Raw genomic sequence first — 24968 nt, forward strand, 5'->3', positions numbered from 1 at the left:
GATACGTATTTTGGCTTGGGCAGACCTCTCTAGTTAATAGGGGAGGTTTTTTTATGCTTTTATTAGAAGCGAAGCATTTAGAAAAATCGTATGATGGAAAATTAATTTTAAAGCAAACAGAACCGCTGCAACTTTTTGCTGGCGACAGAGTAGGTCTTGTTGGTTTGAATGGTACTGGAAAATCAACGTTTCTCAAATTAATCGCAGAAACTGAGGATAGAGATGCAGGGTCCATCCAGCATTACGGAACACTAGCGATCGTAAGTCAGTTTGACCAAGAAGAGCAACGAATTACTTCAAAAAGTGAAGCCGCTTGGAACCTGCAAGGCAAAAAGTATGACAAGATGAGCGGTGGTGAAAGAACGCGTTCGCAAATCGCCGCTGCTCTTGAAAGAGACTCTGATATCCTTATCTTAGATGAACCTACGTCTCATCTTGATGTGGAAGGAATGGATCAACTGGCAGGTGTACTTCAACATTTTAAAGGAGCCCTATTGCTTGTCTCTCATGACCGTGTATTTCTAGATACGATATGTACGAAGATCATCGAAATCGATGACCAGACGTTTACGACATATCCAGGAAACTACTCAGATTATCAGCTTCAAAAAGATCAACAACTCAAAAGCAAACATCTTGAATATGAACAGTATATTAAAGAAAAAGCTAGGTTAGAGAAAACGGCCAAGGAAAAAGCAGCAAAAGCGAGAGACATGAAGAACAAACCAACACGCATGTCTTATAGTGAAGCAAAGCTAGGAAAAGGAAAACTTCAAAATGCAAAGCGTTCACTTGAAAAAAAATCGAAAGTGATTGAAAAAAGGATCGAGATGCTCGATAAAAAAGAAAAGCCAAATAAGCAGCAAAACGTGGAATTTGATATACAACGATTCTCAAGGATACATGGAAAACTAGTCTTAGCTGTTAAAGACCTTCCTTTAGGATTTGACGGAAAACAACTGTTTCAAAATCTTACGTTCTCTATAAAACCGGGGATGAAGATCGTTCTCACAGGCAGGAACGGAACCGGAAAATCTACCTTGCTACAAGAGATCTATAACGGAAATGAAGCGATTGAAAAATCCAATCAGCTTAAAATAGGCTATTTTCATCAGCATCTTAATATTCTAGATCCACAAAAAAGTATTCTTGAGAACGTGATGGAAAATAGTCTGTACGAAGAAACATGGGTAAGAACAATATTGGCAAGAATGTTGTTTAAACGTGAGGATGTTTTTAAACGAGTAGCAGTCTTAAGTGGCGGCGAAAAGATGAAGACTGCTTTAGCCAAACTTTTCTTGAGTGACTACAATGTATTATTGTTAGATGAGCCTTCCAATTACTTGGATTTGTTTACAAGAGAAGCCTTAGAAGAAGTTTTGGTAGCCTATCCTGGTACATTTATCTTGGCTACACATGACAGACGTTTAATGGAAAAGACAGCTACACACATCCTAGAGCTGCAGCCACCTGAAGCATACTGGTTCGAAGGGGGCTATACAGAGTTTAAGAAACAACGAAGCGAAACCCCAAACGACTTGAATCACAATGGTGATGAGTTGCTAAAGCTGCAGTTTGAGATAACGGAACTGATCAGTCAGCTTTCCGTCTGTTCAGATCTCAGCAAAAAAGATGAGCTCGATCGCCGTTATAAAGATGTACTGCATAGAATGAATAAGTTAAGATCATAAAGAAGTAGAGCCGTTCAATGATGAGTGGCTTTACTTCTTTTTTTTATCTACTTTTATCGGCGGTTCTTCTTGATCATCGATCCCTGAATCGTACCCGATCTGATTGAGATCCTTTTCGTCAGCTACCGTACCTCCGGCCATTCCTTCGTTCATCATTCGGTCAACGTCTAAGTATAAATCTTTTTTACCTTCATTTTCTTTATCTTTTTTTGCCATGTTAATCAGCCTTTCTGTTTGAACTAGTATTAGAATGTCCCAATTTGAAACTTATTTGCAGCCAAGCCGTAGAAAATAATAAGTGAAAATCGAATTAATGTAGATTCAAATAAAGTAAATTTAAAGAAATGAGGAGATCGAATGAAAAAAACAATATTGGCTGTTCTTTTGTCATTTAGTGTACTTACAGGGTGTTCAGCGGTGGAAGACGTAACGAACGGAATTAATTATGTACCAGAAGCAACTGAATATATTAACGAAGTGCAACAATTTTCAAAAGAAATTCCTTCGTTAGCGGAGAAAGCTGTATCTGATCAAAATGCACGTGGGGAGTTAGAAAAGGCCCTTGAGGAAATGAATACAACTATTGAAGAATTTAATGAATTATCTCCACCATCTGTATTTGAAGATATTCATAATCAGGTGATGGAACATAATCAAACCTTCCAAGATGGAATAGATAAGTATCAAACGGCAGTAGAGAACGGAGAACTGACCCCTGACTTTTTAGAGAAGAGTGGGTTGCTAGATGATGTCAAAGTATACACTGACTTATTAAACGATATTAAGCAATTAGGCGAGTAATACTTTTTTCTTACTTTTGCCCATTTATTTAAAATTTCATGTTACATTTCGACTAAATTCGGGAATATGACAATGAGATAATTGGTGAGGGTGGGTAAAAGAATGGACGACTATCATATTAAGATTGAAGATTATATGCAGCTTTTGAAGAAAAGATACAAAAAAGGCAGGCTTCAGGCGAAACAATATCGAAAACGATTAGAACTGATTCATCTCTGGCACATGCGAGGCGTGGTTAAAGTGCCAAAGGAATAACTTGAAAATAACCAGTCTTTGACGATAAATGTATAAACACGACTAGTCTTGGCAGGTGCAACATGAATTTAATAAATAATACGTTCAAAAAAGCTAGGCATACAAAATATGATTATTTCTATCATATTGCGTTTGCCGTTCTTTTCTGTTTATACAGTTTCCTTATGCTTTTTTCCAGCAAACTGCTGGGTTTTTTGTTTTTTGTTTATGGCTTACTCTTATTAGGCCATACAGTTTGGAAGGGAATCCGAACACGTTATTCCATACCTTATATCTTGTTCGGACTAACCATACTTTTTTTTAGCAGATTGTTCTGGTTAGAGGCATTTTCCGTATTGCCTGTTTTCTTTTATGAAATTTTTCAGATCGGATTCTTCCTTGGTATCGCCATTGGGATATGTTTACTTTATGGTGTAATGATTAAAGGAGCACCTTTAGCTAACAAACTTCAAACTCACGGTGTTCATAGCTCATACTTTGTTACAGGAAGCCTCTTACTTCCGTATACATGGATCTTCAGCTACGGAGCGGTCATGCAAGGAAACGACAGCAGCCTCATATGGGCAATGCTTATTCTCATCCTATGGGGAGCATTATATTTCGCGCAGCTCGTTACTCATCCTAACAAAGTCATGCTAGCTGCATTATTTGCAGTCAATATCGGTGTAGGATGCTGGGCGATTTACAGATGGATAAACATATTGACGTAAGAAAAGAGAAGCCTTTTGTGGGCTTCTCCTTTTTTAGTTTCTTCTTAATTTTGCAAGCAGATGTAAAATTTCAAAGTACAGCCAGATCAACGTGACCATAAGTCCGAAGGCACCGTACCATTCCATATATTTAGGTGCTCCGCGATCTGCTCCATATTCAATAAAATCAAAATCTAAAACTAAATTAAGTGCAGCGATTACTACGATAAACAGGGAAATTCCAATCCCGATCGGACCTGTACTGTGTAGATAAGGAACACTCATTCCGAAAAAACCTAAGATAAAACTGGTGAGATAAACGAGCATGATTCCCATAGTTGCTGAGAAAACAATCAACCGGAAATTCTGAGTCACTTTTATGATCCTAAACATATATGCGAGTAACAAGGCAAACAACGTTCCGAAAGTTAGAGCGACAGCTTGCAATGTAATGCCATTAAATTGAGCCTCAAAGTTAGCTGATATACCACCTACCGCAAGACCTTCCAGTGCAGCATATACCGGTGCAAGTAGAGGTGCTGTTTTAGGTACAAATGCAACGATTAATGCTGTTACAAGCCCTCCAACCAAACCGATCACGATCAAATGACCGATAGGATTACCTAAGTTGTATTGATACCAAGTAAAAATTGCAGAAGCCATCAAGATAAGCAGAAGAATAAACGTTTTGTTTACTGTTCCGGACAAAGTCATTTTCTTGCTAAAAGACGTCCCTCTGAACTTATCAAAAGTGGAGCCTTTTAAAGCAGGATTCGCACTTCTCATGAAAATTCCTCCTTCTTTTCATACATTAAATACGTACAAACATCATCAAAGTTTCATGCGTTAAAATAATATGTCATTCGTTTATAGCCTGAGTATGCTCGCTTCTAGATATGCAAAGCTACATTCAGCTATTTATGTGCGGCAATTTTGGCAGTTGAAGGAGAAAACAGTTGAAATCATTGTAGAAACTGCAACAAAATAGAAAAAATGAAGTCAGGGACTGCATTCCCTGGCTTTTTTGTACTGAAACATTTCTTTATAAGTCTTCGGAAAAATTTATGCGTCTTCAAACTTTTTTATAAGTCCTCATAAAAATTTATAAGTCTTGAAGTGGCTTTTATAAGTCTTCAGCTTTTTAGAGATCACTATGCAATGACTATATATTCCAACGTTTTCTTTTATGCGTTCAGGGAAGTATATTCTTAAAGACGCAAGGAGGTGGGGTAGATGCTACAAAAAGGTGATGTTGCACCTGATTTCACGTTACCGTCCACATTAAAAAAAGATATCTCATTATCAGATTTTAAAGGAAAGAAAAATGTCCTTGTGGCTTTTTATCCGCTAGATTTCACACCTGGCTGAATTAAGGAAATTACCTCTTGGAAAGAGGATTACAAACGTTTTGAAGAGGCAAATACAGAAGTACTTGCAATCAGTGTTGATCACATTTACTCACATAATGTTTTTGCGGCTGCTCTAGGAACCTTGCCTTACCCACTTTTAGCTGATTGGCACAAAAAAGTAACTAGTAAGTTTGGTGTTCTTAACGAAGAAAATGGAACTGCTGTTCGATCATGTTTTGTTATCGATCAAAAAGGTGTTGTTCAGTTCAGCAACCATACGTTTGATGCGAATGAAAAGCTTCAGTATGAAGAAGTATTTAAAGCTTGTGAATCATGTGGAAAAGGAGATTAGCTGTGGACCAGGAACGTAAGAATCACGAACCCGTTGAAGATCCGACTGCTCACGCAGAACAAGAGATCAACGCTTATTTTTATGATGAGAAACAACAACAAACCGATGGCCATCCAACTGATTATATGAATAGTGAGATGCCAGCTATTAATATTGCTAAACCTGATGATGAAAAATAAGGCTGCTTTTTAGCAGCTTTTTTATTTTGTGGCTTATTTCTCATATCTTTTGAAACCGGCAACACATAAGCAATGTTGTGGTACTATATAAGCAGAAGTATGCTGATATAGGAATAGGAAGGAACAGCTGAATGAATATTTTTTTAACTGGAGCAACTGGTTTTCTAGGTGGTCGCTTAATTCAAAATTTAGCGCGTGAAGGTCATACACTTTATGTGTTAGCGCGAAACTTACAAAAAGCTGAACAGCTTCTTCACAAGACAGCTGATTTAAACGGCGTTATTCATATTATTCAAGGGGATATTACAGCTCCTCACTTAGGTATGACGAAGGAAGCGGAGCAAGAGCTTACAGATAAAATTGATGTATTTTATCATATGGCTGCCCTAGTGAAATTTGACTTAGACCTTAAAGATGAACTTTTTCAAATAAATTATACAGGTACCCAACATGCACTTCATGCTGCAAAGAACATGGGGGTATCGCATTTTTATTATGTAAGCACAGCCTATACACTCGGCAAAGACGAATTTGCTAAAGAAGAATTGCACAGCGTGAACAATGTATTTAACAATCCGTATGAAGAGAGTAAGTGTAAAGCAGAGCACTTATGTATGGAATTCACAGATTGTTTTAACGTAAGTATCTTAAGACCGGCAATCATTATTGGTGATTCTAAAACAGGAGAAGCGGACTCTAAGTTTACGCTGTACGGATTACTTCGAAGCCTTGAAGTCTTTAAGAAAAGGTTTCAGAGAAAAGGAATGGGAGATCGCGTGTTCCACTTATTGTGTGAAGAAGGCAGTACGCAGAATCTTGTTCCTGTCGATTATGTAGCGGATGTTTTATCTGGTGTTTTAAAAAAGGGAAGAGAGACCAAGATCTATCATATTACAAATAACAATCCGCCCCTTAGTGCAGATGTTTTCCAGGTTATGAGGGAAAAAGCGGGACTTGAGCTGTTTAAGCTTGCTCCGTACGATTATGAGCCGTCTCTAAATGAAGAAGAACAGCTTCTCAACAGCGTGATTGATGTTTATAAAAATTACTTGAACAGAAATATTACGTTTGATGACAGCAATACTCAACAAATGCTAGAAGAAATAGAAGCTGCGCCCCTTAAGATGGATATGTCGATGATCAAACGGATCATTGAGGGGTATCAGAACGCTTCTGCCCAAAAATAAAAATATGCATCTATTTACATTTTATGCATATACTGCTATAGTGTAGAAGTAATGTAACTAATCTTAATGAAACCCAAGGAGGTATGTATGATGAGACAACTTAATGGATTGACTTCAGAGAGTGTAATTTATGTACAGCCTATTGGGACAATGAAGAATCGCAAGTAGTTTATTTGCGTATGTAATGTCTTCGCTTAAATTTGTCATTTAACCATGGGCTGTACAACAGTGCCATGGTTTTTTATATGAAGAGGGGTATTTGTGTACCTTTCTTTCGGTAAAGAACCTAAGTATGTATATTAGGTTCTTTTTATTTTGCAAGAAAGACTTTTTACTAAATCATTGTTTCTATGAAGTAATTTTTGTTCCTTTTTCTCCTTTGAAAAGGTGATTGGAGTGTAAGGTGGGAGACTCCTGGGACAGGTGAGACACTTAAGGGCGCATAGCATCGAGGTGGCTCACCGCACGTCCCCCGGAAAGCGAGCACCTGGAACAGAAATCAACCACATTCTAGGACAACATTGTATTAGGAAAAGTTTTATAAAAAATGACAACATTTATTCGGAGGGTATTACATTGAATTTAAAATCATTAGGTTGGAATCAAACATTTGAAGAATCGTTTAAAACATATGAAAATCAAGATCTTGTTCCAGGAAGAATAAGTGTAGAGCACAAAGGGCTCTATAGCGTTCTAACGGAGTATGGTGAATTATTAGGTGAGATCACAGGGAAGATTCGCTTTAATGCAACAGGTCGTCATGATTTCCCAGCAGTTGGAGATTGGGTAGCTGTTCAGGCTATTCCGCAAGAAGGAAAAGCTTACGTCCACGGAATCCTGCCGCGCAAAAGTAAGTTTTCTCGCAAAGCAGCCGGCTTAACAACGGATGAACAGATTGTTGCGACAAACGTAGATACGGTCTTTTTAGTAAATGCTCTAAATCAAGACTTCAACCTTCGCAGACTCGAGCGCTATTTATTAATGGCGTGGGAAAGCGGTGCGACTCCAGTTATCGTTCTAAGCAAGGCGGATCTTTGTGCTGATGTTCAAACCGTATTAGATGAAGTGGAAACTGTTGCGTTTGGAGTTCCGACATTTGCAGTTAGTGCAGAAACAGGTGTTGGTCTTGATGATCTGGCAACTTATATTTCAGAAGGGGAAACTGTTGCTCTATTAGGGTCCTCGGGTGTTGGAAAATCAACGCTTGCAAACAAACTTTTCGGGTCAGAGGTATTGAAAACGAACGTTATTCGTGAAGAAGATGGAAAAGGAAAGCATACGACCACGCATCGTGAACTGCTTGTTCTTGATCGTGGTGGAATCTTAATCGATACTCCGGGAATGAGAGAGCTTCAATTGTGGGAAGGTGACAGCAGCTTAAGCCAGAGTTTCCAGGATGTTGAAGGATATGCGGAACAATGCCGTTTTCGCGATTGTACACATCAAAATGAGCCTGGGTGCAAAGTGCAGGAAGCGATTGAAACAGGTGAGTTAAAGGCAGATCGATATAACAGTTATGTAAAACTTCAGCGTGAATTAGCTTACTTCGCACGCAAAGAAGATCAGAAGTTAGCGAATGCCGAAAGAGCAAAATGGAAAAAGCTCGCTGGTGACCGCACGCGCGTTCATCGTAAATAATTGAAATGGAAGAGGAATGGTTTTATAACCACTCCTCTCTTTTTTTGTCTATTGAAACTGATAGATTAACTTTCAAGTGTTAAAAAGGATTTTCATAGGGAAACATCAAAATAAGAAGAGTGAGGAGGGATGAGATTGGCACAAGTATTTACGATACAAACGCATCAAAGAGATGAGATGTATGAGATTACGAGTACATTGGAGGCTTATCTGGAAGAGCAGCGTGTAAACGATGGTGTGATGTACATATATTGTCCGCATACGACAGCAGGGATAACAATTAACGAGAATGCAGATCCAGATGTTGTACATGATATGCTAATGCGCCTGGATGAGGTGTATCCGTGGGAACACCCTAAGTATCGCCATGCTGAAGGAAACTCTGCTTCACATCTTAAAGCAAGTACCGTTGGTTCTTCGCAAGTCGTATTTATTCAGAACGGCAAGCTCCTCTTAGGAACTTGGCAAGGTGTTTATTTTTGTGAGTTTGATGGTCCACGAACTCGAAAGTATCACATAAAAATTTTAAACAAATAAATTACTTATAAAAGATTCACTGTGTCTGTCAGTGAGTCTTTTTTTATTCCTACTAAAGTTCTAGATAGGCGAACTAGAAAGAAATATGTTGAATAATAGGGAAAACTTTTAAATTTAATATAAAAATTCTATTTTTCCAAAAATTTAGTTGTCTAATCCCTTTTCTTCATGTACTATTTTTTTAAATAGTGGAAATTATCATAATATTCAAAACAAGGGGGATTTTAGGTGGGGATTAAGAGAGGGTTAAAAGTATTAGCGGTTTCTGCATTATCACTAGGACTTTTGGCAGGCTGTAATTCTTCTGGCGGTTCAGAAGGAAGCAATGGAGGGGGCGGAAGCGGCAAAGTAATTAAAATCGCGACGCAAACTCCGCTGTCTGGCGGTAGTGCAACACTAGGGGAATCTATTAAGCTTGGAGCGCAGCTAGCGCTGGAAGAGAATAAGAAGAAGTTTGAAGACTTAGGGTACAAGCTTCAGCTTCAGCCATATGATGATCAAGCAGATCCTAAAAAAGGTGTAGCAAACGCACAGCTGATTGGTTCAGATAAATCAATCCTAGGGGTAGTGGGTCACTTGAATTCAGGCGTCTCCATCCCGTCATCTGAAGTTTATGAAAAGTATAAAGTGCCGATGGTTTCTCCAGCAAATACTGCGACGGAAGTAACAGATCGTGGACTCAAAACAGTTAACCGTATCGTAGCACGTGATGATTTCCAAGGTCCTGCAGGTGCAGACTTTGCAATCAATAAATTAGGAGCGAAGAAAATCTTTGTTATCCAAGATAAAACAGCGTACGGAACAGGTCTTGCAGATGCGTTTAAGAAGGCAGCTGAAGAGGCTGGAGCAGAAATTCTTGGTTACGAAGGAATTACCGTTGGCGAGAAAGACTTTAACGGTGTACTTACACAAGTGTTATCAAAGAAACCTGATTTAGTATTCTTCGGTGGATTATACACAGAAGGTGGCCAGTTGATCAGACAAGCTCGTGACAAAGGAATTAAGATTCCATTCATGGGCGGAGATGGCATGGATTCGTCTACTCTAGTTGAGATCGCTGGCGATTCTGTAAAAGATGTTTATTATACATCTGTAGCAGCTGACGCAAGCAAATCAACTGAAGGCAAAGATTTCTCTTCTAAATACAAAGAGAAGTTCAACAAAAACGTAGAGTCTTATTCAGCTTATGGCTATGATTCTATGAGCGTACTATTAAAAGGACTAGAGGCAGCGATCGAAGGAAGTGACGGAGACCTTCCTGCACGTGAAAAAGTAGCAGAAGAAATCCGAAAGATTCAAGATTTCCAAGGTGTTGTAACAAAAGTCGGGTTTGATGATATCGGTGATAACAAGTTTGCAAAAGTCTACATCTACAAGTTCAGTGAAGCTAAATATCCAGGCGTTCAAGAAGGCGAAATCAGTAAGTAAACTTATGTTTACAAGAGAGGGAATGACCCCAACGGCCATGTCCCTCTTCTTTTTTACATACTCCCCAGACGTGAAAGAGAGGAATATTTATGTTAGCTGAAATTTTACAAAGTCTGCCACAAGTTCTTGTAGATGGAATCGCTCTTGGTGCGATTTACGCCGTTATTGCACTCGGTTATACGATGGTTTATGGAATATTAGAGCTCATTAATTTCGCCCACGGTGAGATTTTTATGACCGGAGCTTTTATCGGTGTTGCGATGCTTATTCTTATGACAGGAATGGGCTGGTTGGCAGCGATGCCTGCCATACTTGCTCTGATTCTTGTTTTGGTTGTTACGTCGATCTTAACCGGTTTCATGGGGGTTGGAATAGAGCGTATGGCTTACAGACCGCTCCGAAATTCACCTAAACTGATCACGTTGATCTCAGCGATCGGTGTATCGTTCTTGCTGCAGGATCTCGTTCGTTTTATTACAGAATACAAAAGAGGCAATTATATCTTAACTGGTCCATCCATGTTTAATGAGCAATTTTCCATTAAATTTTCTAGCATCTCCTCTTCGTTCAGTGATGCATTCTTTAAAACGTCTACATTGATCCTGATTATTGCAGTAGTGATCATGATGATCGGACTGGACTTCTTCGTTAATAAGACGAAGTGGGGTATGGCGATGAGAGCAGTGGCTCAAGATCGTGAAACGGCTTCACTTATGTCGATCAATGTGAATAGAGTGATCTCGCTGACCTTTTTTATCGGATCAGCTCTAGGTGGAGCAACGGGTGTACTGTTTGCTGTGCAATACGGAACGATCGATCCGTATATCGGTTTTATTCTAGGATTGAAAGCATTTACGGCTGCAGTACTCGGAGGCATCGGAAATATCCGTGGTGCTATGGCAGGTGGACTCATGTTAGGAATTCTAGAAATGTTTGCTGCTGCCAATCTCCAGCTTTTAACGGGTGGTATCTTTGGTGCAGAGTATAAAGATGTATTTGCGTTTGCCATTTTAATCGTCGTATTGATATTCAAACCAGAAGGACTGTTTGGCAAAGCAGTTACTGAGAAAGTGTAGGTGAAGAGCGATGAATAAGCTGACAAGTAAATTAAAAGGCAATAAGCTGGCACAAATTATTCTGCTCGTCCTTTATGTCCTGATTACCTCGTTGAGCCTATATCTTGCTCAAGCATCTGTTACAGCTTTTCTGCTGCTGTTGTTCTCGTTATTGCTTCTGTACTATACAGAACTGCCAGACCGTCTAAAATGGTTGATTGCAGGGGTCGTCCTCATTGGAGTAATACCTTTTGTATCAAGCACTGGACCTGGTTATCAATCTTACATGGAAGTGGCTACAGTTGTAGGTATCTATGTAGCGATGGCATTGGGACTTAATATCGTAGTTGGTCTAGCAGGCTTATTAGACCTCGGGTTCGTCGCTTTCTTTGCGATCGGGGCCTACACGTACGGAATCTTTGCAACAGGACAAGCTGCTAACTTTATGCCGTTCGGAACGTTCCCGTTATCGGGCGAGAGCTTTTGGATCTTTATTTTAATCGGATGCTTTGTAGCTGCACTTTTTGGAGTCTTATTAGGTATTCCTGTACTTCGTGTAAAAGGAGACTACTTGGCGATCGTTACGCTTGGTTTCGGTGAGATCATTAGAATTGTTTTCAATAACCTTGATAAGCCGGTGAACATTACGAATGGAGCAATGGGATTAGCGTCAGTTAAGCCTCCAGAGATTTTCGGTTATCAGTTTGTATATCCGAATCAATTCTACTTTATTGTTCTTGCTATCTTGTTTCTAGTCATTCTAGCTGTTAGAAGATTTGAGTTCTCAAAAATCGGCCGGTCTTGGAAAGCGGTAAGAGAAAACGAGATCGCTGCACAATCGATGGGTATCCACCTTGTGCGTACGAAGCTTTTAGCATTCGCAATCGGAGCTTCTTTTTCAGGAATGATGGGGGTTGTCTTTGCAGCGAAACAAACATTCGTCGATCCGACAAGTTTTACGCTACTAGAATCTATCACCATCCTAGTGATGGTTATCTTAGGAGGCATGGGCAGTGTGCCAGGTGTAATCCTTGGTGCAGCAGTCATTACTATTCTAAATCTACAAGTACTGACAGAGATAACAAATTACTTAAATCAATTGAGCCTTGATGGTGTGATCAGCTTTCCAGAAGCACTCGCTCCAGCAAAAATGCAACGCTTTATCTTTGGCGCGATTTTAATCATATTTGCCATCTATCGCCCTCAAGGGTTAATACCATCTAAAAATCCTGTGTTTGATGAAGAGTCTCTTAAAGAGGGATCTAAGAAGCACAGAAAAGAAAAGATTACGGTTGAACCTGACAAAGGGTTTCAGGCATAGGAGGCGGTATAAAGATGTCGATTTTAACAGTTAGTAATCTTACAAAACAGTTTGGCGGACTTGTTGCCGTTAATTCAGTGGATATGGCAGTGGAAAAAGGTTCGATAACTGCTGTAATCGGACCGAACGGAGCTGGCAAGACTACCTTTTTTAACCTGATCACAGGGGTATACCAGCCTGATAATGGGAATGTGCAACTGGGTTCAACTTCTTTAGTTGGGCTGAAGCCACACGAAATTTCCCGGCACGGAATTGCTCGTACGTTCCAAAACATCCGTCTTTTTTCAAACATTACCGTTCTTGAAAATGTAATGGTAGGTTTGCATAAACAGTTGAAAGCGGGAATTGTCGGTACTTTGTTTCAAACAAAAAAAGTAAAAGAAGAAGAACAGCTGGCGAAAGAAGAAGCTTACCATTGGCTAGAATATGTCGGCCTTGCTAAACATCTGAACGAAGATGCGCAGAATCTATCTTATGGAGCTCAGCGCAGGCTTGAAATCGCGCGTGCACTGGCTACAAAACCTAAACTCTTGCTGTTAGATGAACCAGCAGCAGGCATGAATCCGAGAGAAACGCGTGAGTTAACGGAGTTTATCCATCGAATGAGAGAGGACTTGGATGTAACGATCGTTTTGATCGAACACGATATGAAGCTAGTCATGGAGATATCTGAACAGATCTTTGTTTTGGATCATGGCGAAAAGATCGCTGAAGGAAAGCCTGCTGAAATCCGTAATGATGTAAAAGTGATTGAAGCTTATCTTGGAAAAAGTGCTGTAACACCAGCGTAAGGAGGAGAACGATGAGTATTCTGCAATTAAACGATATTAACACATATTACGGTGGTATCCATGCGCTAAAAGGGATCAGCATTTCTGTAGAAAAAGGGGAAATCGTTACATTGATCGGATCGAACGGAGCGGGGAAATCAACGACTTTAAAAACGATCAGCGGACAGGTTCTGCCGAAAACAGGTTCTGTTATCTATGAAGGAAAAGACATCTCGAAACAACCTGCTCATATTACTGCTCAAACAGGTATTGCACACGTTCCTGAAGGAAGAAGGATTTTTCCAAGACTAACGGTAAAAGAAAACTTAGAGATGGGTGCTTTTATTGTAAAAGATAAAAGGGTCATCAAGGAACGTATGGAACAGGTCTTCGACTATTTTCCAAGGTTAAGAGAACGATTTACTCAAAAAGGAGGTACGATGAGTGGCGGTGAGCAGCAGATGCTCGCTATGGGGCGTGCCCTTATGTCAAAGCCGCGTCTATTGTTGCTTGATGAACCTTCTATGGGATTAGCTCCTGTTATCGTAGAACAAATTTTTGATATTATTAGTGACCTTAATAAAGAAGGAATGACGATTCTTCTCGTTGAACAAAACGCGTTTCAGGCTCTTCAGATCGCAAATCGAGGATATGTACTTCAGACTGGAGAAATCGTGATGGCTGGTCAAGGGAATGAGCTCATTACAAATGAGTCTGTTCGAGAGGCTTATCTGGCTTAACTTAAATGAATATATTTTAGTGTTTCTTTGTTGCTTTTGAAAGTAGTTGATTTCCGTTCCAGGTGCTCGCTTTCCGCGGGGCAGGCGGTGAGCCACATTTGTACGTTTCACTCTTAAGTGTCTCACCTGCCCACCTGTCCTACAGGAGTCTCGCACCTTCTACTCCAGTCAACTTGTCAGGGAAGAGAAACAAGATACCGAAAAGCATCAAACTATAATTGTAAGAATTCTGAAGTATATCGTTCATCGGGGTGTTCAGCTTATTAAAGACTGCATACTAAAAAAGTTATTTCTAATATTAACAGGATAGTTTACAGAACAAATGAAATCGGGTTTCTTAGAAGCTCGGTTTTCTTTTTGTGTATATTTCCCCTTTATTATTGGATGAAATTGTTATACCTTTAAAAGGAAGACGAAAGGGGTATGATTCATGATTAAAGTACTCTTTGTATGCTTAGGAAACATATGTCGATCTCCTATGGCGGAGGCGATTTTTCGAGATCTCGTAAAACGAGAAGGATTATCTGAAACTATTTCAATTGATTCTGCTGGAACTGGAAACTGGCATGCGGGCGAACCGCCTCATGAGGGAACTAGAAATATCTTGAAAGAAAACCGAATTTCTTATGAAGGTCAAAAAGCGCGCCAAGTTAAAACCAAAGATTTAACAGATTACGATTATATCATTGGGATGGATGCTGAGAATATCGGTAACATGCATAGGATGGCGGGGCAAACCCAAACAGGTATGATCGCAAGACTGATGGATTTTGTACCTGAGGCTAAAAAAGAGGATGTTCCAGATCCGTACTTTACAGGTAATTTCCAAGAAGTATATGATCTTGTGACAACCGGCTGTGAGAGACTCTTAATAGAAATAAAAAATAGAGAATCGTTATAATCAGGAGGATATCGGATGGGTGAAATTCGTCAATTATCATCAGAACAAGAAGTGCGTGATGCTTTTCCGGTCATGAACCAGCTTCGTACACATCTTTCAGAGGACCTTTTTTATGAACTTTTTCTACAGATGGAGAAAGAAGGCTACACGTTGTTTGCCAATATTCATGAAGGGAAAATTGTGGCTTTGGCAGGTTTCGCTATGCTGACCAATCTTTATGACGGCAAGCATATTTATTTGTACGATCTGATCACTGATTCCAACGAACGATCAAAAGGATATGGTGAGGAACTTCTAGCATTTTTGGAATCTTTTGCTCTTCAAAATAACTGTAACTGTGTTGCGTTAAGTTCGAATGTGAACCGTTTAGACGCTCATCGTTTTTATACAGATAAGATGAATTATGAGATGCCGAGCTATGTGTTTAAAAAGAGATTTTAAGTTAATGTTCGTTAATCGTGAGCGAGCATAAATACTAGCTATCGCTCATAAATCTTCGTGACCGATCATAAATTCCGGCGAACGAGCATTAATCAAAACCATCATCCCGACTAAACGAACAAGAAACCTTATGCAATCAAAATGAATTGCTTAATTATTGTAACAAAGTAAAAAGCTGGCCAAGGAAGATCATATAAATGATCGACCTTAGCCAGCTTTTCTTCTTGAAAAAGATTATGTTTTAGTAAAACTTATTAAGCACGGCTACGCATACTGCGCATGATAAAGCTTACGATAAGTACTACTACAACTGCACCGATAATAGCTGGTACGATTGCAAATCCTGCTACCATTGGTCCCCAATCACCTAATAATAATCCACCTAACCATGCACCAACAAAACCTGCGATGATGTTACCGATGATTCCGCCTGGTACGTCACGCCCTGTTAAAAGACCTGCTAACCAACCGATGATTCCTCCAATTATAAGTGCCCATAATAAACTCATGTAAAATTCCTCCTTTTTTTTTGTAGGTTGTAATATGGAATTATTCTTAAGTTACCCATTATAAAAAATTATAAACTTATCCTGAAAAAAGTTTTTATCACCCTAAGGAAGGGGAAAGATAAAGGGAAATGTATAAAAATAAGTAAGGGGTGAGAGGAACTTTGACGTTATGGCATATACTCAAACATATGAAAGCCAAAGCATTTGGAATTGAATTCATGCACGGTTTTCAAAGAGGAGATGTAACAGGACTTGCAGCACAGCTTGCTTATTATTTTCTGCTTTCGCTGTTCCCTTTTCTTATCTTCTTATTAACGCTTGGCGCCTTTTTTATAGAACCAAAAGAAGCGCTCGACCTGTTAGAGCACTTCGTACCATCAGAGGCGATGGATTCTGTTAGAGAAAATTTACTTGCTGTATTAGAAGGAAGAAGTGGCGGCCTTTTATCAATCGGTATTCTAGCTACGATTTGGTCAGCTTCTAATGCGATCAATGCTGTGATCAAGACTTTAAATGAAGCATATGGAGTTAAAGAATGCCGAAGCTTCATAAAAACAAGGTTATTGGCTATATTCTTAACGTTTGGCGTTATTTTCGCTTTTGTTGTTGCACTCATTTTCCCTGTATTCGGAAAGATGCTTGGGAACGCAGCCTTTTCCTATTTAGGATTGAGTGATGAGTTCTTGCAGATCTGGGGAGTGCTGCGGTGGTTGATTAGTTTCCTCATCATCGCGACTGTTGTATCTGTTCTCTATTATTTAGCTCCATGTAAAAAGCTGAAATATAGTGAGATCTGGTACGGTTCATTAGTTGCTACATTCTTCTGGCAGATCGTATCGTTCGGTTTCGCCTTTTATGTTGACCATTTTGGCAATTATTCTGCTACTTACGGAAGTATTGGAGCGATTATTGTTCTCATGCTTTGGTTTTATCTCACAGGTATCGTCTTATTATCTGGTGGCGTCCTAAATGCCACGTTTCATAAGTTTAAGATTGATTTTGCCAAGAAAAGGGGCTTGTTAAAGGCTGAATCCTAGGAAAAACTATACATACCTTGTCGTTAAGGAGGTATTATTGATATGGGAAAAAGCAACAAACAGACCCACAGCAATAAGAACAATAAAAATGATAGTCAACATAAAACGAGTAAATCCTCGAACAAGAAGAATGACTTTCATTAATCTAAACACGAACAAGTATGGAGCTGTCCTCTTAGCAGGGCGGCTTTTTTGTTTTGTTAAAAAACGGCAGTGAAAAAGTACAGAAGAAGTACATGTTTTGAATGGATTCTGCGAAGTGTGTATAGGTAATGGAGAAAAGTTTGTGTCTTTTACCTGTATCTCCTTAAGAGCTTTGCATGTTACACTAAAAAGGCACTTATGGGAATTTCTTTAAAAAAGGCAGGAGAAAAGGCAGTATGAAAAAAGTTAGATTCATCTTTAGCATTTTAGGTACACTTGTTTTTATCATATATATGGCAGTCCTAATTAAAGCAACTCTTTTTTCATTTAATGAGTATGTATATGGTAGATCCGCTAATCTTGTTTTGTTTGACAGCATAAGACTGATGTGGAGAAGTGAGAATGATTGGCTCATCCTGAAGAATATCATCGGAAATGTGCTCTTGTTCGTACCTTTTGGTTTGTTGCTGCCTTTAATTTACCGAGTGTTTAATTCTTGGCGTGTTATCTTCATTTTTGGTTTTGGTACAAGTTTCATTATTGAGGTTCTTCAATATGAGTATTTCAAACGAATATTCGATATTGATGATATCTTCCTTAATGGTATGGGAGCAATGCTAGGACTATTTTTATACAAGTTTTTAGCGATGATCTTCCGATGGATCGAACGATTATTAAAATAAAGCAAATATATAAAATAAACCGGGCAGCGACTACAGCTGTCCGGTTTTTGTTTTCTTACTTAGTTTCTTTTCCTAGTACACGGTTAACACGCTTTGTCAGCATCTTCATGCCATCTCCACCAGCTTGGTAATGACGAAGCTTACCCTCTGCATCAAAAACATAATAAGCTGGCACATACTCGTTTTCAAACGCGTCAGTTAAAGCATGATCGTTGTCCACGAAGATTGGCTGTGTAATATCATGTTCTGCTGCTACTTCTTTAATTTGTTCGATATCTAAATCTTTTTCTGAACGAGGCATATGAACCGCAATCACGTTCAGTTCGTCTTTATAGTCATCTCGAAATTGATTAATGTTGGGCATCGCATCTTTACATAGTCCACAGCTTACAGACCAAAAGTGAATAAGCGTTGGTTTATTTCCGATCAAGTCACTTTTCGAAACTTCTCCATTGATCCATTGTGTAGCACCGTTAAGTTCTGGCATATCCGAACGTAATCTCATCATAAAAATATCTACTCCTTGTTTTTGAAGATAGTTTAATTTATCTAATTTCTAGTTTAAAGGTTGAACAACTAAAGTCAAAAATCCTGCTTTACTAATATGGTGTAAAATGAAAAATATTATTTCTAAGCTGTTTTGGACTTTATCGCGATCTCATGTTTATTTTTGATAAAAAGAATCGGTAAGCACAGGACAAATAACATACCGCAGATCGCAAACACAAAAGCACCTCCATTAAACCAGCTTATGAAGCTTCCGCCGATCATAGGACCAGACATGCTTCCGATGCTAAAACTGATGCCTGCTAAGATATTTCCTGCAGGAAGATAATATTTAGGAAGCAGGTCACTCATATATGCGATACCAAGAGAGAACATTGATCCTACAAACATTCCTGATAAAAAGAACAAACTGATCAGAAGCCAAAAATTATTCATGCTCCAGTATGTTGCCAGAAACGAGAAGAAACCCGAAACAAAAGAAAAAATTAAGATGGGTTTTCTGCCTAACTTGTCGCTGAGAATGCCGAGTGGCAATTGGAAGATAAGGCTGCCTAATACGAAAGCTGGCAGCAGAACTGCTACCCAATCTAAGCTGATTCCGTTACGAAGTGCAAAAACGGGAAAAGAGCCATGAAGAGTCGCTTCTAAAAAGCCATAACCAAAGGGTGGCAATAATGATACCCAAGCTAATTTCAAAACATCTCTATATCGGTCGATGGCGGTTATAGCAGAAGTTCGAGCAGATTCTGTTTCTGGCCTTTCGTTTCGAATCGTCGTCATTAGAAGAAAAGAAAGAAAACAGAGACCAGCAGCAAGCCAAAAAGGTAGGTTTTCGTTTACTTCCAGCATCTTTGTCATAAGAGGCCCGATTCCAAATCCTGCTCCAAACGCGATCCCATATATAGAGATATTTCTTCCTCTCTTTTTTTCTGGGCTGCTTGTCGTAATCCAAGTTTGCGTAGAGAAATGAAGCATATGGTCACCAATACCGATCAAGAGCCGTAAAACAAACCAAAACCAAAAAACTTTCCAAACAGGAAACATAGCAAAACAGAGTACAACAGCTAAAAGTCCTGCTAATATAAGTGGTTTATAGCCAAATTTTCTAAGAGGCTTCTCAATAAACGGAGAAGCGATCAAGATACCTATATAAAGTGCTGTTGCATGGAAACCGTTTAATGAAGCAGATGTACCGTCCTGTTCAAAGATGACTGCAATTAAAGGAAGCAGCATACCTTGAGCAAAACCTGATATAAAAACAATGCTGATTAAAACTGAAAATTTATACGTAGAAAGCTGCATGAGCATCTCCTTTTCAAAACAAACTAAAACCATTGTACAATGGAAAACATAAAAAGTTGAGTGGAATTTTAGGAAGAGGAGTAAGTAATCTTGGAATTTAAAATGACTGAAAATGGATTTGAAACCGATGTAGAGTATGGAACACTTGAGATTAGCGGAAATGCTGAGTATGGTTATCGGCCATTTCAGCTTCTCGTTTCTTCTATAGCTGTATGCAGTGGTGGAGTTCTTCGGAAAGTATTAGAGCGGATGAGAATTCAGTATGATGACATCACTGTTCAAGCAAAGATCAACAGAGTGGAAAAAGAGGCAAACCGAGTATCGGACATTCACCTTCACTTTTTGATCAAAGGGAAAGAATTATCAGAAGAGAAGATCGAGAAAGCATTAAACGTAACTCGTAAAAACTGTTCCATGGTGCAATCTGTAAAAGACAGTATAAACATCACGGAAAGTTTTGAAATTCAATTGTTAGATGCGTGCTCTGATTCTTAAGAGAATTAGGGTTTTTTATTTTCCAACAAAATCCGGAGAGATCTAAGCAGAGAACATGGATAAATTTTATCGGTTAGAAAAAAATAGGGGAAAGGAGGATGTTATGAAAAAGAGAATTTTTATTATGTTATTTGTCATGCTTTTTGTGTTATCCAATACAGCACTAGCAGCTGAAAAAACAAAGCAACAGCCAGAACAAAAACAAAAACAAGCAGAAAAGATAGAAAAAGCTGCTCCAAAAGCAGATATTAAAATACCGAGTTCGGTTCTTAGCATATCGAAAGAGAACACGTATCCCAACTCAGCTCAAGATCTTCCTTACTTAGAACCGAGTAAGCTTGCGAAAGCTATGCTTAAAACATCGGACGTTCCAATTACAAATCCAGATTTAATTCGTTTATTGAATGAGTCAACGATAAATGGATCGAAAGTAGCTTTTTGGTATCGTGCAAAAATCTACCTAGGTCAGTGGCCATTGTCTTATCAATCAACAGAGACGACTGTGAACTGGGAACACCAACAAATCAATACGAACCGTTTAGATAACAGAGGTGCAAAAGCAGTTGCAAAACTGTCTTACAATCAAACGGCTCATAAAAAAGTAAGTGGTGGTCTTACAGCATCAATTCCAAATAGTGAAGCGGTTCAAAAGATGATGCTCATCACAGCAGCAGAAAAGTCAAAGTTACCTTTATCGTTTCAGACAGCTGTTGGCGCAGGTACAAAGAAATCAAACGTATACCATGTGTCACCAAAACAGGTAGGATATCTAGATAGTTATATCCCAGCGGTTAATGAAAGAGGAAGAGTTACTTACGGAGAAGTGTATATCGTTTTAAAAGGCGGTAAAAGAGAGATCGTGATTCAAAACGTTACACAACAAGGCATTGGAGCTTGGATTCCCGTTCAAGACCATGTATCTTTCAGTTTTCATACAAGCAATATGTAAAAAAGGACAGCTCCTTAATCAGCTGTCCTTTCTTTTTGTTTAACCTATGACGTCCTCGAATGGTTGATTTCCGTTACAGGATGCTCGCTTTCCGGGGGGCGTGCGGTGAGCCTCTTAGCGCTATGCGCTGTTAAGAGTCTCACCTGTCCCGCTCAAGAAAGTAATAGTGCTCCTGCGTCTACGAGCTAATGCTATCGAAGTCAACTTCCTCGTCGCATGCCTTGCAAGAAGCTTCTCAGGTGGTAGGCACGCACCTTTCACTCCAATCTAATTCAAGGAAGAATGCAAAAAAGAGACATTCAGAAGATGCCTCCTTTTACATAGAGTAGCTTAACAATGATCCACCCATTGTTCGCTCCAGTCTTGAATGGCATTGATAATTGTTTTTAAAGAATTACCTTTATCCGTCAGTGAATACTCAATTCGCACAGGTGTCTCTGGGTAAACGTTACGCTTCACAATTCCCACAGACTCCAATTCCTTCATCCGTTCCGTAAGCATGCGATCACTCATTTCGGGAATCTGGGATTTGATGTCTTTGAACCGCTTAGGGCCATCCATCAAAACGCGAATGATGAGTCCTGTCCATTTTTTTCCGATAATATCCATGGCTACTTCGTACTTCGGACACATCGTGCTATAATCCATTATCATTCACCTCAATCTATATGAAAAAACGATGCTTTTTCTACAGTCTATATTTGCCTTCTATTATACGATTTAAACTTACTTTTGTAAAGTTTATAACTTTTTAACGCTTTAAAGCTTCGAGGTGTTATTTTTAAAATCTACTTCTTTATAGTAAGAATGTTTTACAAGTACGTTCGGTCCTAAACATTGAACAGCAGGGCAATGGCAGCTCAGTTCTTTAGCAAGCGCTGATTGATTCCATGCTTCGAAAGCATCCGGTAAGCTCGTGTCTTTTATATTTCCAAGAGCAGGTGCATCTCCAAAGTCTGTCACGATAATATTGCCATCAAATAAGTTGATATTTAAACGTGATCTTCCATCAGGGTCATTACGCACTGTAACATTTTCTTCCCTTTGAAGTCTTCTGATCAAGCTTAAGTCCTCTTCGTCTTCGGAGCAAGCATAGAAGGGAAGAGTTCCAAAGAGCATCCAAGTGTTCTTATCACGAATATCAAGTAAACGATGAATACTTTCACGCATTTCCTTTAGAGAGATTGTTTCCAACGTACTCGCGAAATCGCTCGGGTACATAGGGTGAATCTCGTGACGCTGGCAGCCCATCTCAAGAACATGTTTATGTATCTCTTCCAAGTAGGGCAACGTCTTCTTATTTAACATCGTTTCAGCAGATACCATCACACCAGCTTTTGTTAAAGCTTGTGCGTTTTCAACTAAGCGGGTGAAGTAAGCTTCACGTTGTTCAACAGAAGGCTTCTTTTCCATCATGGCAAAACCTGTATCAGAAAATTCCTCCACCGTTCCCCAGTTATGGGAAATGTGAAGCACATCCAAATACGGAATAATTTTTTCGTAGCGTGCTAAATCTAAAGTTAAATTTGAGTTGATCTGAGTACGTGCACCACGTTCTCGTGCGTATTTTAATAGTGGCACAACGTAGTTATTTACTGATTTTAAGGAAAGCATCGGCTCACCGCCAGTAATACTGAAAGCTCTTAATTGAGGAATCTCATCGAGTCGTTTGATGACAAGGTCGAGCGGAAGAGGTTCAGGATCTTTTGTTTGAAGCGTGTATCCGACAGCACAGTGTGCACAACGCATGTTGCACAATGTGGTTGTCGTTATCTCTATATTGGATAGCTGAAGTTTATTATGTTCACTCATATCTAAATAAGCTTCCCACGGATCATTCTTTGGGGTTATCGCTTTTAATTCGGTTTTTAACACCATCATACATCTCCTTTGCGACCATAAATGGACAGTATCTATCTTAACCGAAGCCTCATTAAAGAAAAAGGATAATATTCTGTTGGCAAAATCGGTTGACCTTGTTAAAGTAGAAGGGATGGAAAGGAGAGATCAACATGGGTAACTCTATTCAGGATAAATCCTCTCAAAAAGAATATATTAAAAATCGTATTGACTTATTAGTTGATGTTTTAGATTCTATAGATGCTGAAACAGCAGGAATTGAAGAGATCGACCGAATCATCGGAATGCTGGATGACTTAGAAGAAAAGTGCAAACAGTTCCGTCACGATTGGGAAGAAAAATAAGCTCGAAAACCGTTTCTTTATTAAAGAAGCGGTTTTTTTTGTTATAATGAACTCATTAATAATTTTGATTACGCTTACAATAGCAAGTCATAAAGGGGTAGTGAAGAGATGGAGAAATTTCAAGAAAGCATGTACAAGCTGATTGTGGAAACATCAACGAAATTGCCAAAAGACGTTCGCCGTGCCATTCTTGCAGCTAAGTTAAAGGAAAACGCCGGAACACGTGCTGCGATGTCTTTAGATACGATTACGGACAATATTTTAAAGGCTGACGAAAATGTTTCACCAATCTGTCAGGATACGGGACTTCCTACTTTTAAGATAAAAGTTCCTGTAGGAGCGAACCAGATTAAGATGAAAAAAGCGATCCGTCAAGCGATTGCGGATGCAACAAAAGATACGAAGCTTCGTCCGAACTCCGTTGATTCAATTACTGGAGACAATAGTGGAGACAACCTAGGAGACGGAACGCCTGTTATTAAGTTCGAGCAATGGGAAGAAGATTACATCGATGCTCGTCTGATCTTAAAAGGCGGCGGATGTGAGAATAAAAACATTCAATATAGTCTTCCTGCTGAATTAGAAGGCTTAGGACGTGCGGGACGTGATCTAGACGGTATCCGTAAATGTATCATGCATTCGGTGTATCAAGCTCAAGGTCAAGGCTGCAGTGCCGGTTTTATCGGTGTTGGAATCGGGGGAGACCGTACATCAGGTTATGAATTAGCGAAAGAGATGCTATTCCGTTCTGTAGATGACGTTAATCCGTACGAAAATCTTCGTAAACTTGAAGAGTATGTGATGGAGAACGCGAATAAGCTTGGGATCGGTACGATGGGCTTTGGCGGTGAAACGACATTACTCGGCTGTAAAGTTGGTGTGATCAATCGTATTCCAGCGAGTTTCTTTGTATCAGTAGCGTATAACTGCTGGGCATACCGTCGTTTAGGTGTAAAACTGAACGCTGAAACGGGAGAAATTCAAGATTGGTTGTATACAGAAGGCGAAGAAGTGGACTTCACTAAAGCCGAAGAGGAAGCAGCGGCAGCTGTTGAACAGCAGGAAGAAAAAACGAGAAGCGTCACACTTGAAGCGCCTATTACAGAAGAGCAAATCCGTGAGCTAAAAGTCGGAGATGTTGTGACGATCAACGGCATGATGCATACAGGTCGAGATGCCATTCATAAACATTTAATGGATAATCCGGCTCCAATCGATCTGAACGGTCAGATCATCTATCACTGCGGACCAGTAATGGCAAAAGACGCTGAAGGAAATTGGGTCGTTAAAGCGGCAGGACCAACGACAAGTATTCGTGAGGAACCTTACCAAGGCGACATCATGAAGAAGTTTGGAATCCGCGCGGTTATTGGTAAAGGTGGAATGGGTCCAAAAACGTTGGCTGCTCTAAAAGAGCACGGCGGTGTTTATTTGAACGCTATCGGCGGTGCTGCACAATATTACGCAGAGTGCATGGAAAAAGTAGAAGGTGTCGACCTGATGGAATTCGGAGTTCCAGAAGCGATGTGGCACATTCGCGTCAATGGCTTTACAGCAGTAGTAACGATGGATTCACACGGAAACAGTCTTCATGAGCATGTGGAGAAGTCATCTTTTCAAAAGTTAGAGCAGTTTAAAGATCCTGTATTTAAATAAAATGATTTGTAGCCACAGTTCTGTTTAGGAACTGTGGTTTTTTTGCGTTTCGATTGTCGAAGTTTGTCTATACCTGTAGACTCGTGGATAAATCGCAAAAACTTTAGGATTGAAGCACAAAATTTGTGGATTGAAGCACAAAACTTTA

29 protein-coding genes are annotated in these 24968 nt (G+C 39.4%); 22 read left to right on the plus strand and 7 right to left on the minus strand.

Features of this window, described 5'->3' with window-relative positions; all coding sequences use genetic code 11:
- The first annotated feature begins 53 nt into the window (after window positions 1-53).
- Window positions 54-1691 carry a ribosomal protection-like ABC-F family protein gene (gene abc-f, locus ACNJYY_RS03070; protein WP_416730521.1) on the plus strand — a complete coding sequence of 546 codons (1638 nt, stop codon included), beginning with the start codon at window positions 54-56 and terminating at the stop codon, window positions 1689-1691.
- A gap of 30 nt (window positions 1692-1721) precedes the next feature.
- Here the strand turns inward: abc-f and ACNJYY_RS03075 are convergent, their stop codons facing one another.
- Entirely contained in the window at window positions 1722-1907 is a 186-nt protein-coding gene (locus ACNJYY_RS03075) for a hypothetical protein (protein WP_416730522.1), read from the minus strand.
- A 141-nt stretch (window positions 1908-2048) separates the two neighbouring features.
- On the opposite strand from ACNJYY_RS03075, the gene ACNJYY_RS03080 reads away from it, so the two are divergent.
- From ACNJYY_RS03080 to ACNJYY_RS03090, 3 genes are all read left to right on the plus strand, one after another.
- Window positions 2049-2492 (plus strand): DUF6376 family protein, encoded by a 444-nt coding sequence (locus tag ACNJYY_RS03080; RefSeq protein WP_416730523.1) that lies wholly within the window; start codon window positions 2049-2051, stop codon window positions 2490-2492.
- Window positions 2493-2594: 102 nt separating this feature from the next.
- Window positions 2595-2747 carry a hypothetical protein gene (locus ACNJYY_RS03085; protein ID WP_153238238.1) on the plus strand — a complete coding sequence of 51 codons (153 nt, stop codon included), beginning with the start codon at window positions 2595-2597 and terminating at the stop codon, window positions 2745-2747.
- Window positions 2748-2809: 62 nt separating this feature from the next.
- The gene (locus ACNJYY_RS03090; protein ID WP_416730524.1) at window positions 2810-3457 is read left to right on the plus strand and encodes a hypothetical protein; all 648 of its coding nucleotides are present in this window, start codon (window positions 2810-2812) and stop codon (window positions 3455-3457) included.
- A 33-nt stretch (window positions 3458-3490) separates the two neighbouring features.
- On the opposite strand, the gene ACNJYY_RS03095 is transcribed toward ACNJYY_RS03090, so the two are convergent.
- Window positions 3491-4222: a Bax inhibitor-1/YccA family membrane protein gene (locus tag ACNJYY_RS03095; RefSeq protein ID WP_416730525.1), complete on the minus strand. Its 732-nt coding sequence runs from the start codon at window positions 4220-4222 to the stop codon at window positions 3491-3493.
- Window positions 4223-4669: 447 nt separating this feature from the next.
- Between ACNJYY_RS03095 and ACNJYY_RS03100 the strand changes: the two genes are divergently transcribed.
- The 12 genes from ACNJYY_RS03100 to ACNJYY_RS03155 all read left to right on the plus strand — a co-directional run bounded on the left by ACNJYY_RS03100 (window position 4670) and on the right by ACNJYY_RS03155 (window position 15334).
- The gene (locus ACNJYY_RS03100; protein WP_416730526.1) at window positions 4670-5137 is read left to right on the plus strand and encodes a redoxin domain-containing protein; all 468 of its coding nucleotides are present in this window, start codon (window positions 4670-4672) and stop codon (window positions 5135-5137) included.
- A gap of 2 nt (window positions 5138-5139) precedes the next feature.
- Window positions 5140-5316 (plus strand): hypothetical protein, encoded by a 177-nt coding sequence (locus tag ACNJYY_RS03105; RefSeq protein WP_416730527.1) that lies wholly within the window; start codon window positions 5140-5142, stop codon window positions 5314-5316.
- A gap of 131 nt (window positions 5317-5447) precedes the next feature.
- The gene (locus tag ACNJYY_RS03110) at window positions 5448-6503 is read left to right on the plus strand and encodes an SDR family oxidoreductase (RefSeq protein WP_416730528.1); all 1056 of its coding nucleotides are present in this window, start codon (window positions 5448-5450) and stop codon (window positions 6501-6503) included.
- A 576-nt stretch (window positions 6504-7079) separates the two neighbouring features.
- A complete protein-coding gene (gene rsgA / locus ACNJYY_RS03115; protein ID WP_416730529.1) occupies window positions 7080-8141 on the plus strand; it encodes a ribosome small subunit-dependent GTPase A in 1062 nt (353 codons plus the stop codon).
- A gap of 135 nt (window positions 8142-8276) precedes the next feature.
- On the plus strand, window positions 8277-8678 hold the full coding sequence (locus ACNJYY_RS03120; protein ID WP_416730530.1) for a secondary thiamine-phosphate synthase enzyme YjbQ: 402 nt from the start codon (window positions 8277-8279) through the stop codon (window positions 8676-8678).
- A gap of 228 nt (window positions 8679-8906) precedes the next feature.
- Window positions 8907-10106 (plus strand): branched-chain amino acid ABC transporter substrate-binding protein, encoded by a 1200-nt coding sequence (locus ACNJYY_RS03125; RefSeq protein WP_416730531.1) that lies wholly within the window; start codon window positions 8907-8909, stop codon window positions 10104-10106.
- An 89-nt stretch (window positions 10107-10195) separates the two neighbouring features.
- The gene (locus ACNJYY_RS03130; protein ID WP_066391085.1) at window positions 10196-11182 is read left to right on the plus strand and encodes a branched-chain amino acid ABC transporter permease; all 987 of its coding nucleotides are present in this window, start codon (window positions 10196-10198) and stop codon (window positions 11180-11182) included.
- A gap of 10 nt (window positions 11183-11192) precedes the next feature.
- Window positions 11193-12482, plus strand: a complete 1290-nt coding sequence (locus ACNJYY_RS03135; protein ID WP_416730532.1) for a branched-chain amino acid ABC transporter permease — start codon at window positions 11193-11195, stop codon at window positions 12480-12482.
- Window positions 12483-12496: 14 nt separating this feature from the next.
- Window positions 12497-13273, plus strand: coding sequence for an ABC transporter ATP-binding protein (locus ACNJYY_RS03140; RefSeq protein WP_416730533.1), 777 nt, complete (start codon window positions 12497-12499; stop codon window positions 13271-13273).
- 11 nt (window positions 13274-13284) lie between these two features.
- Window positions 13285-13992 carry an ABC transporter ATP-binding protein gene (locus tag ACNJYY_RS03145; RefSeq protein ID WP_416730534.1) on the plus strand — a complete coding sequence of 236 codons (708 nt, stop codon included), beginning with the start codon at window positions 13285-13287 and terminating at the stop codon, window positions 13990-13992.
- 430 nt (window positions 13993-14422) lie between these two features.
- A complete protein-coding gene (locus ACNJYY_RS03150; RefSeq protein ID WP_416730535.1) occupies window positions 14423-14893 on the plus strand; it encodes a low molecular weight protein-tyrosine-phosphatase in 471 nt (156 codons plus the stop codon).
- Between the two features lie 15 nt (window positions 14894-14908).
- The gene (locus ACNJYY_RS03155) at window positions 14909-15334 is read left to right on the plus strand and encodes a GNAT family N-acetyltransferase (RefSeq protein ID WP_416730536.1); all 426 of its coding nucleotides are present in this window, start codon (window positions 14909-14911) and stop codon (window positions 15332-15334) included.
- Between the two features lie 254 nt (window positions 15335-15588).
- Here the strand turns inward: ACNJYY_RS03155 and ACNJYY_RS03160 are convergent, their stop codons facing one another.
- Window positions 15589-15843, minus strand: a complete 255-nt coding sequence (locus tag ACNJYY_RS03160) for a GlsB/YeaQ/YmgE family stress response membrane protein (RefSeq protein ID WP_137791560.1) — start codon at window positions 15841-15843, stop codon at window positions 15589-15591.
- A 161-nt stretch (window positions 15844-16004) separates the two neighbouring features.
- Here ACNJYY_RS03160 and ACNJYY_RS03165 point away from each other — a divergent pair, with 161 nt between their 5' ends.
- Together ACNJYY_RS03165 and ACNJYY_RS03170 are read left to right on the plus strand one after the other, a co-directional pair.
- Complete coding sequence (locus ACNJYY_RS03165; RefSeq protein WP_416730537.1) at window positions 16005-16880, plus strand: YihY/virulence factor BrkB family protein; 876 nt, start codon at window positions 16005-16007, stop codon at window positions 16878-16880.
- Window positions 16881-17260: 380 nt separating this feature from the next.
- Entirely contained in the window at window positions 17261-17707 is a 447-nt protein-coding gene (locus ACNJYY_RS03170) for a VanZ family protein (protein WP_416730538.1), read from the plus strand.
- Between the two features lie 55 nt (window positions 17708-17762).
- Here the strand turns inward: ACNJYY_RS03170 and ACNJYY_RS03175 are convergent, their stop codons facing one another.
- Together ACNJYY_RS03175 and ACNJYY_RS03180 are read right to left on the minus strand one after the other, a co-directional pair.
- Window positions 17763-18212 (minus strand): TlpA disulfide reductase family protein, encoded by a 450-nt coding sequence (locus tag ACNJYY_RS03175; RefSeq protein ID WP_144704488.1) that lies wholly within the window; start codon window positions 18210-18212, stop codon window positions 17763-17765.
- Window positions 18213-18337: 125 nt separating this feature from the next.
- On the minus strand, window positions 18338-19549 hold the full coding sequence (locus tag ACNJYY_RS03180; RefSeq protein WP_416730539.1) for an MFS transporter: 1212 nt from the start codon (window positions 19547-19549) through the stop codon (window positions 18338-18340).
- A 57-nt stretch (window positions 19550-19606) separates the two neighbouring features.
- Here ACNJYY_RS03180 and ACNJYY_RS03185 point away from each other — a divergent pair, with 57 nt between their 5' ends.
- Window positions 19607-20011: an OsmC family protein gene (locus ACNJYY_RS03185; protein WP_416730540.1), complete on the plus strand. Its 405-nt coding sequence runs from the start codon at window positions 19607-19609 to the stop codon at window positions 20009-20011.
- Between the two features lie 103 nt (window positions 20012-20114).
- A complete protein-coding gene (locus ACNJYY_RS03190) occupies window positions 20115-20960 on the plus strand; it encodes a YfkD family protein (RefSeq protein ID WP_416730541.1) in 846 nt (281 codons plus the stop codon).
- A 330-nt stretch (window positions 20961-21290) separates the two neighbouring features.
- Here ACNJYY_RS03190 and ACNJYY_RS03195 read toward each other — a convergent pair whose 3' ends face one another.
- Both ACNJYY_RS03195 and yfkAB read right to left on the minus strand, forming a co-directional pair.
- Entirely contained in the window at window positions 21291-21608 is a 318-nt protein-coding gene (locus ACNJYY_RS03195; RefSeq protein ID WP_066243338.1) for a winged helix-turn-helix transcriptional regulator, read from the minus strand.
- A 111-nt stretch (window positions 21609-21719) separates the two neighbouring features.
- Window positions 21720-22838, minus strand: coding sequence for a radical SAM/CxCxxxxC motif protein YfkAB (gene yfkAB, locus ACNJYY_RS03200; RefSeq protein ID WP_416730542.1), 1119 nt, complete (start codon window positions 22836-22838; stop codon window positions 21720-21722).
- Window positions 22839-22972: 134 nt separating this feature from the next.
- Here yfkAB and ACNJYY_RS03205 point away from each other — a divergent pair, with 134 nt between their 5' ends.
- The gene (locus tag ACNJYY_RS03205; protein WP_066243343.1) at window positions 22973-23164 is read left to right on the plus strand and encodes an SE1561 family protein; all 192 of its coding nucleotides are present in this window, start codon (window positions 22973-22975) and stop codon (window positions 23162-23164) included.
- Between the two features lie 108 nt (window positions 23165-23272).
- Window positions 23273-24820: a fumarate hydratase gene (locus ACNJYY_RS03210; protein ID WP_416730543.1), complete on the plus strand. Its 1548-nt coding sequence runs from the start codon at window positions 23273-23275 to the stop codon at window positions 24818-24820.
- The last annotated feature ends 148 nt before the right edge of the window (window positions 24821-24968 follow it).

The sequence above is a fragment of the Fictibacillus tiangongensis genome, from assembly GCF_048083785.1.
In the GTDB taxonomy this organism is placed as follows: Bacteria; Bacillota; Bacilli; order Bacillales; family Fictibacillaceae; genus Fictibacillus.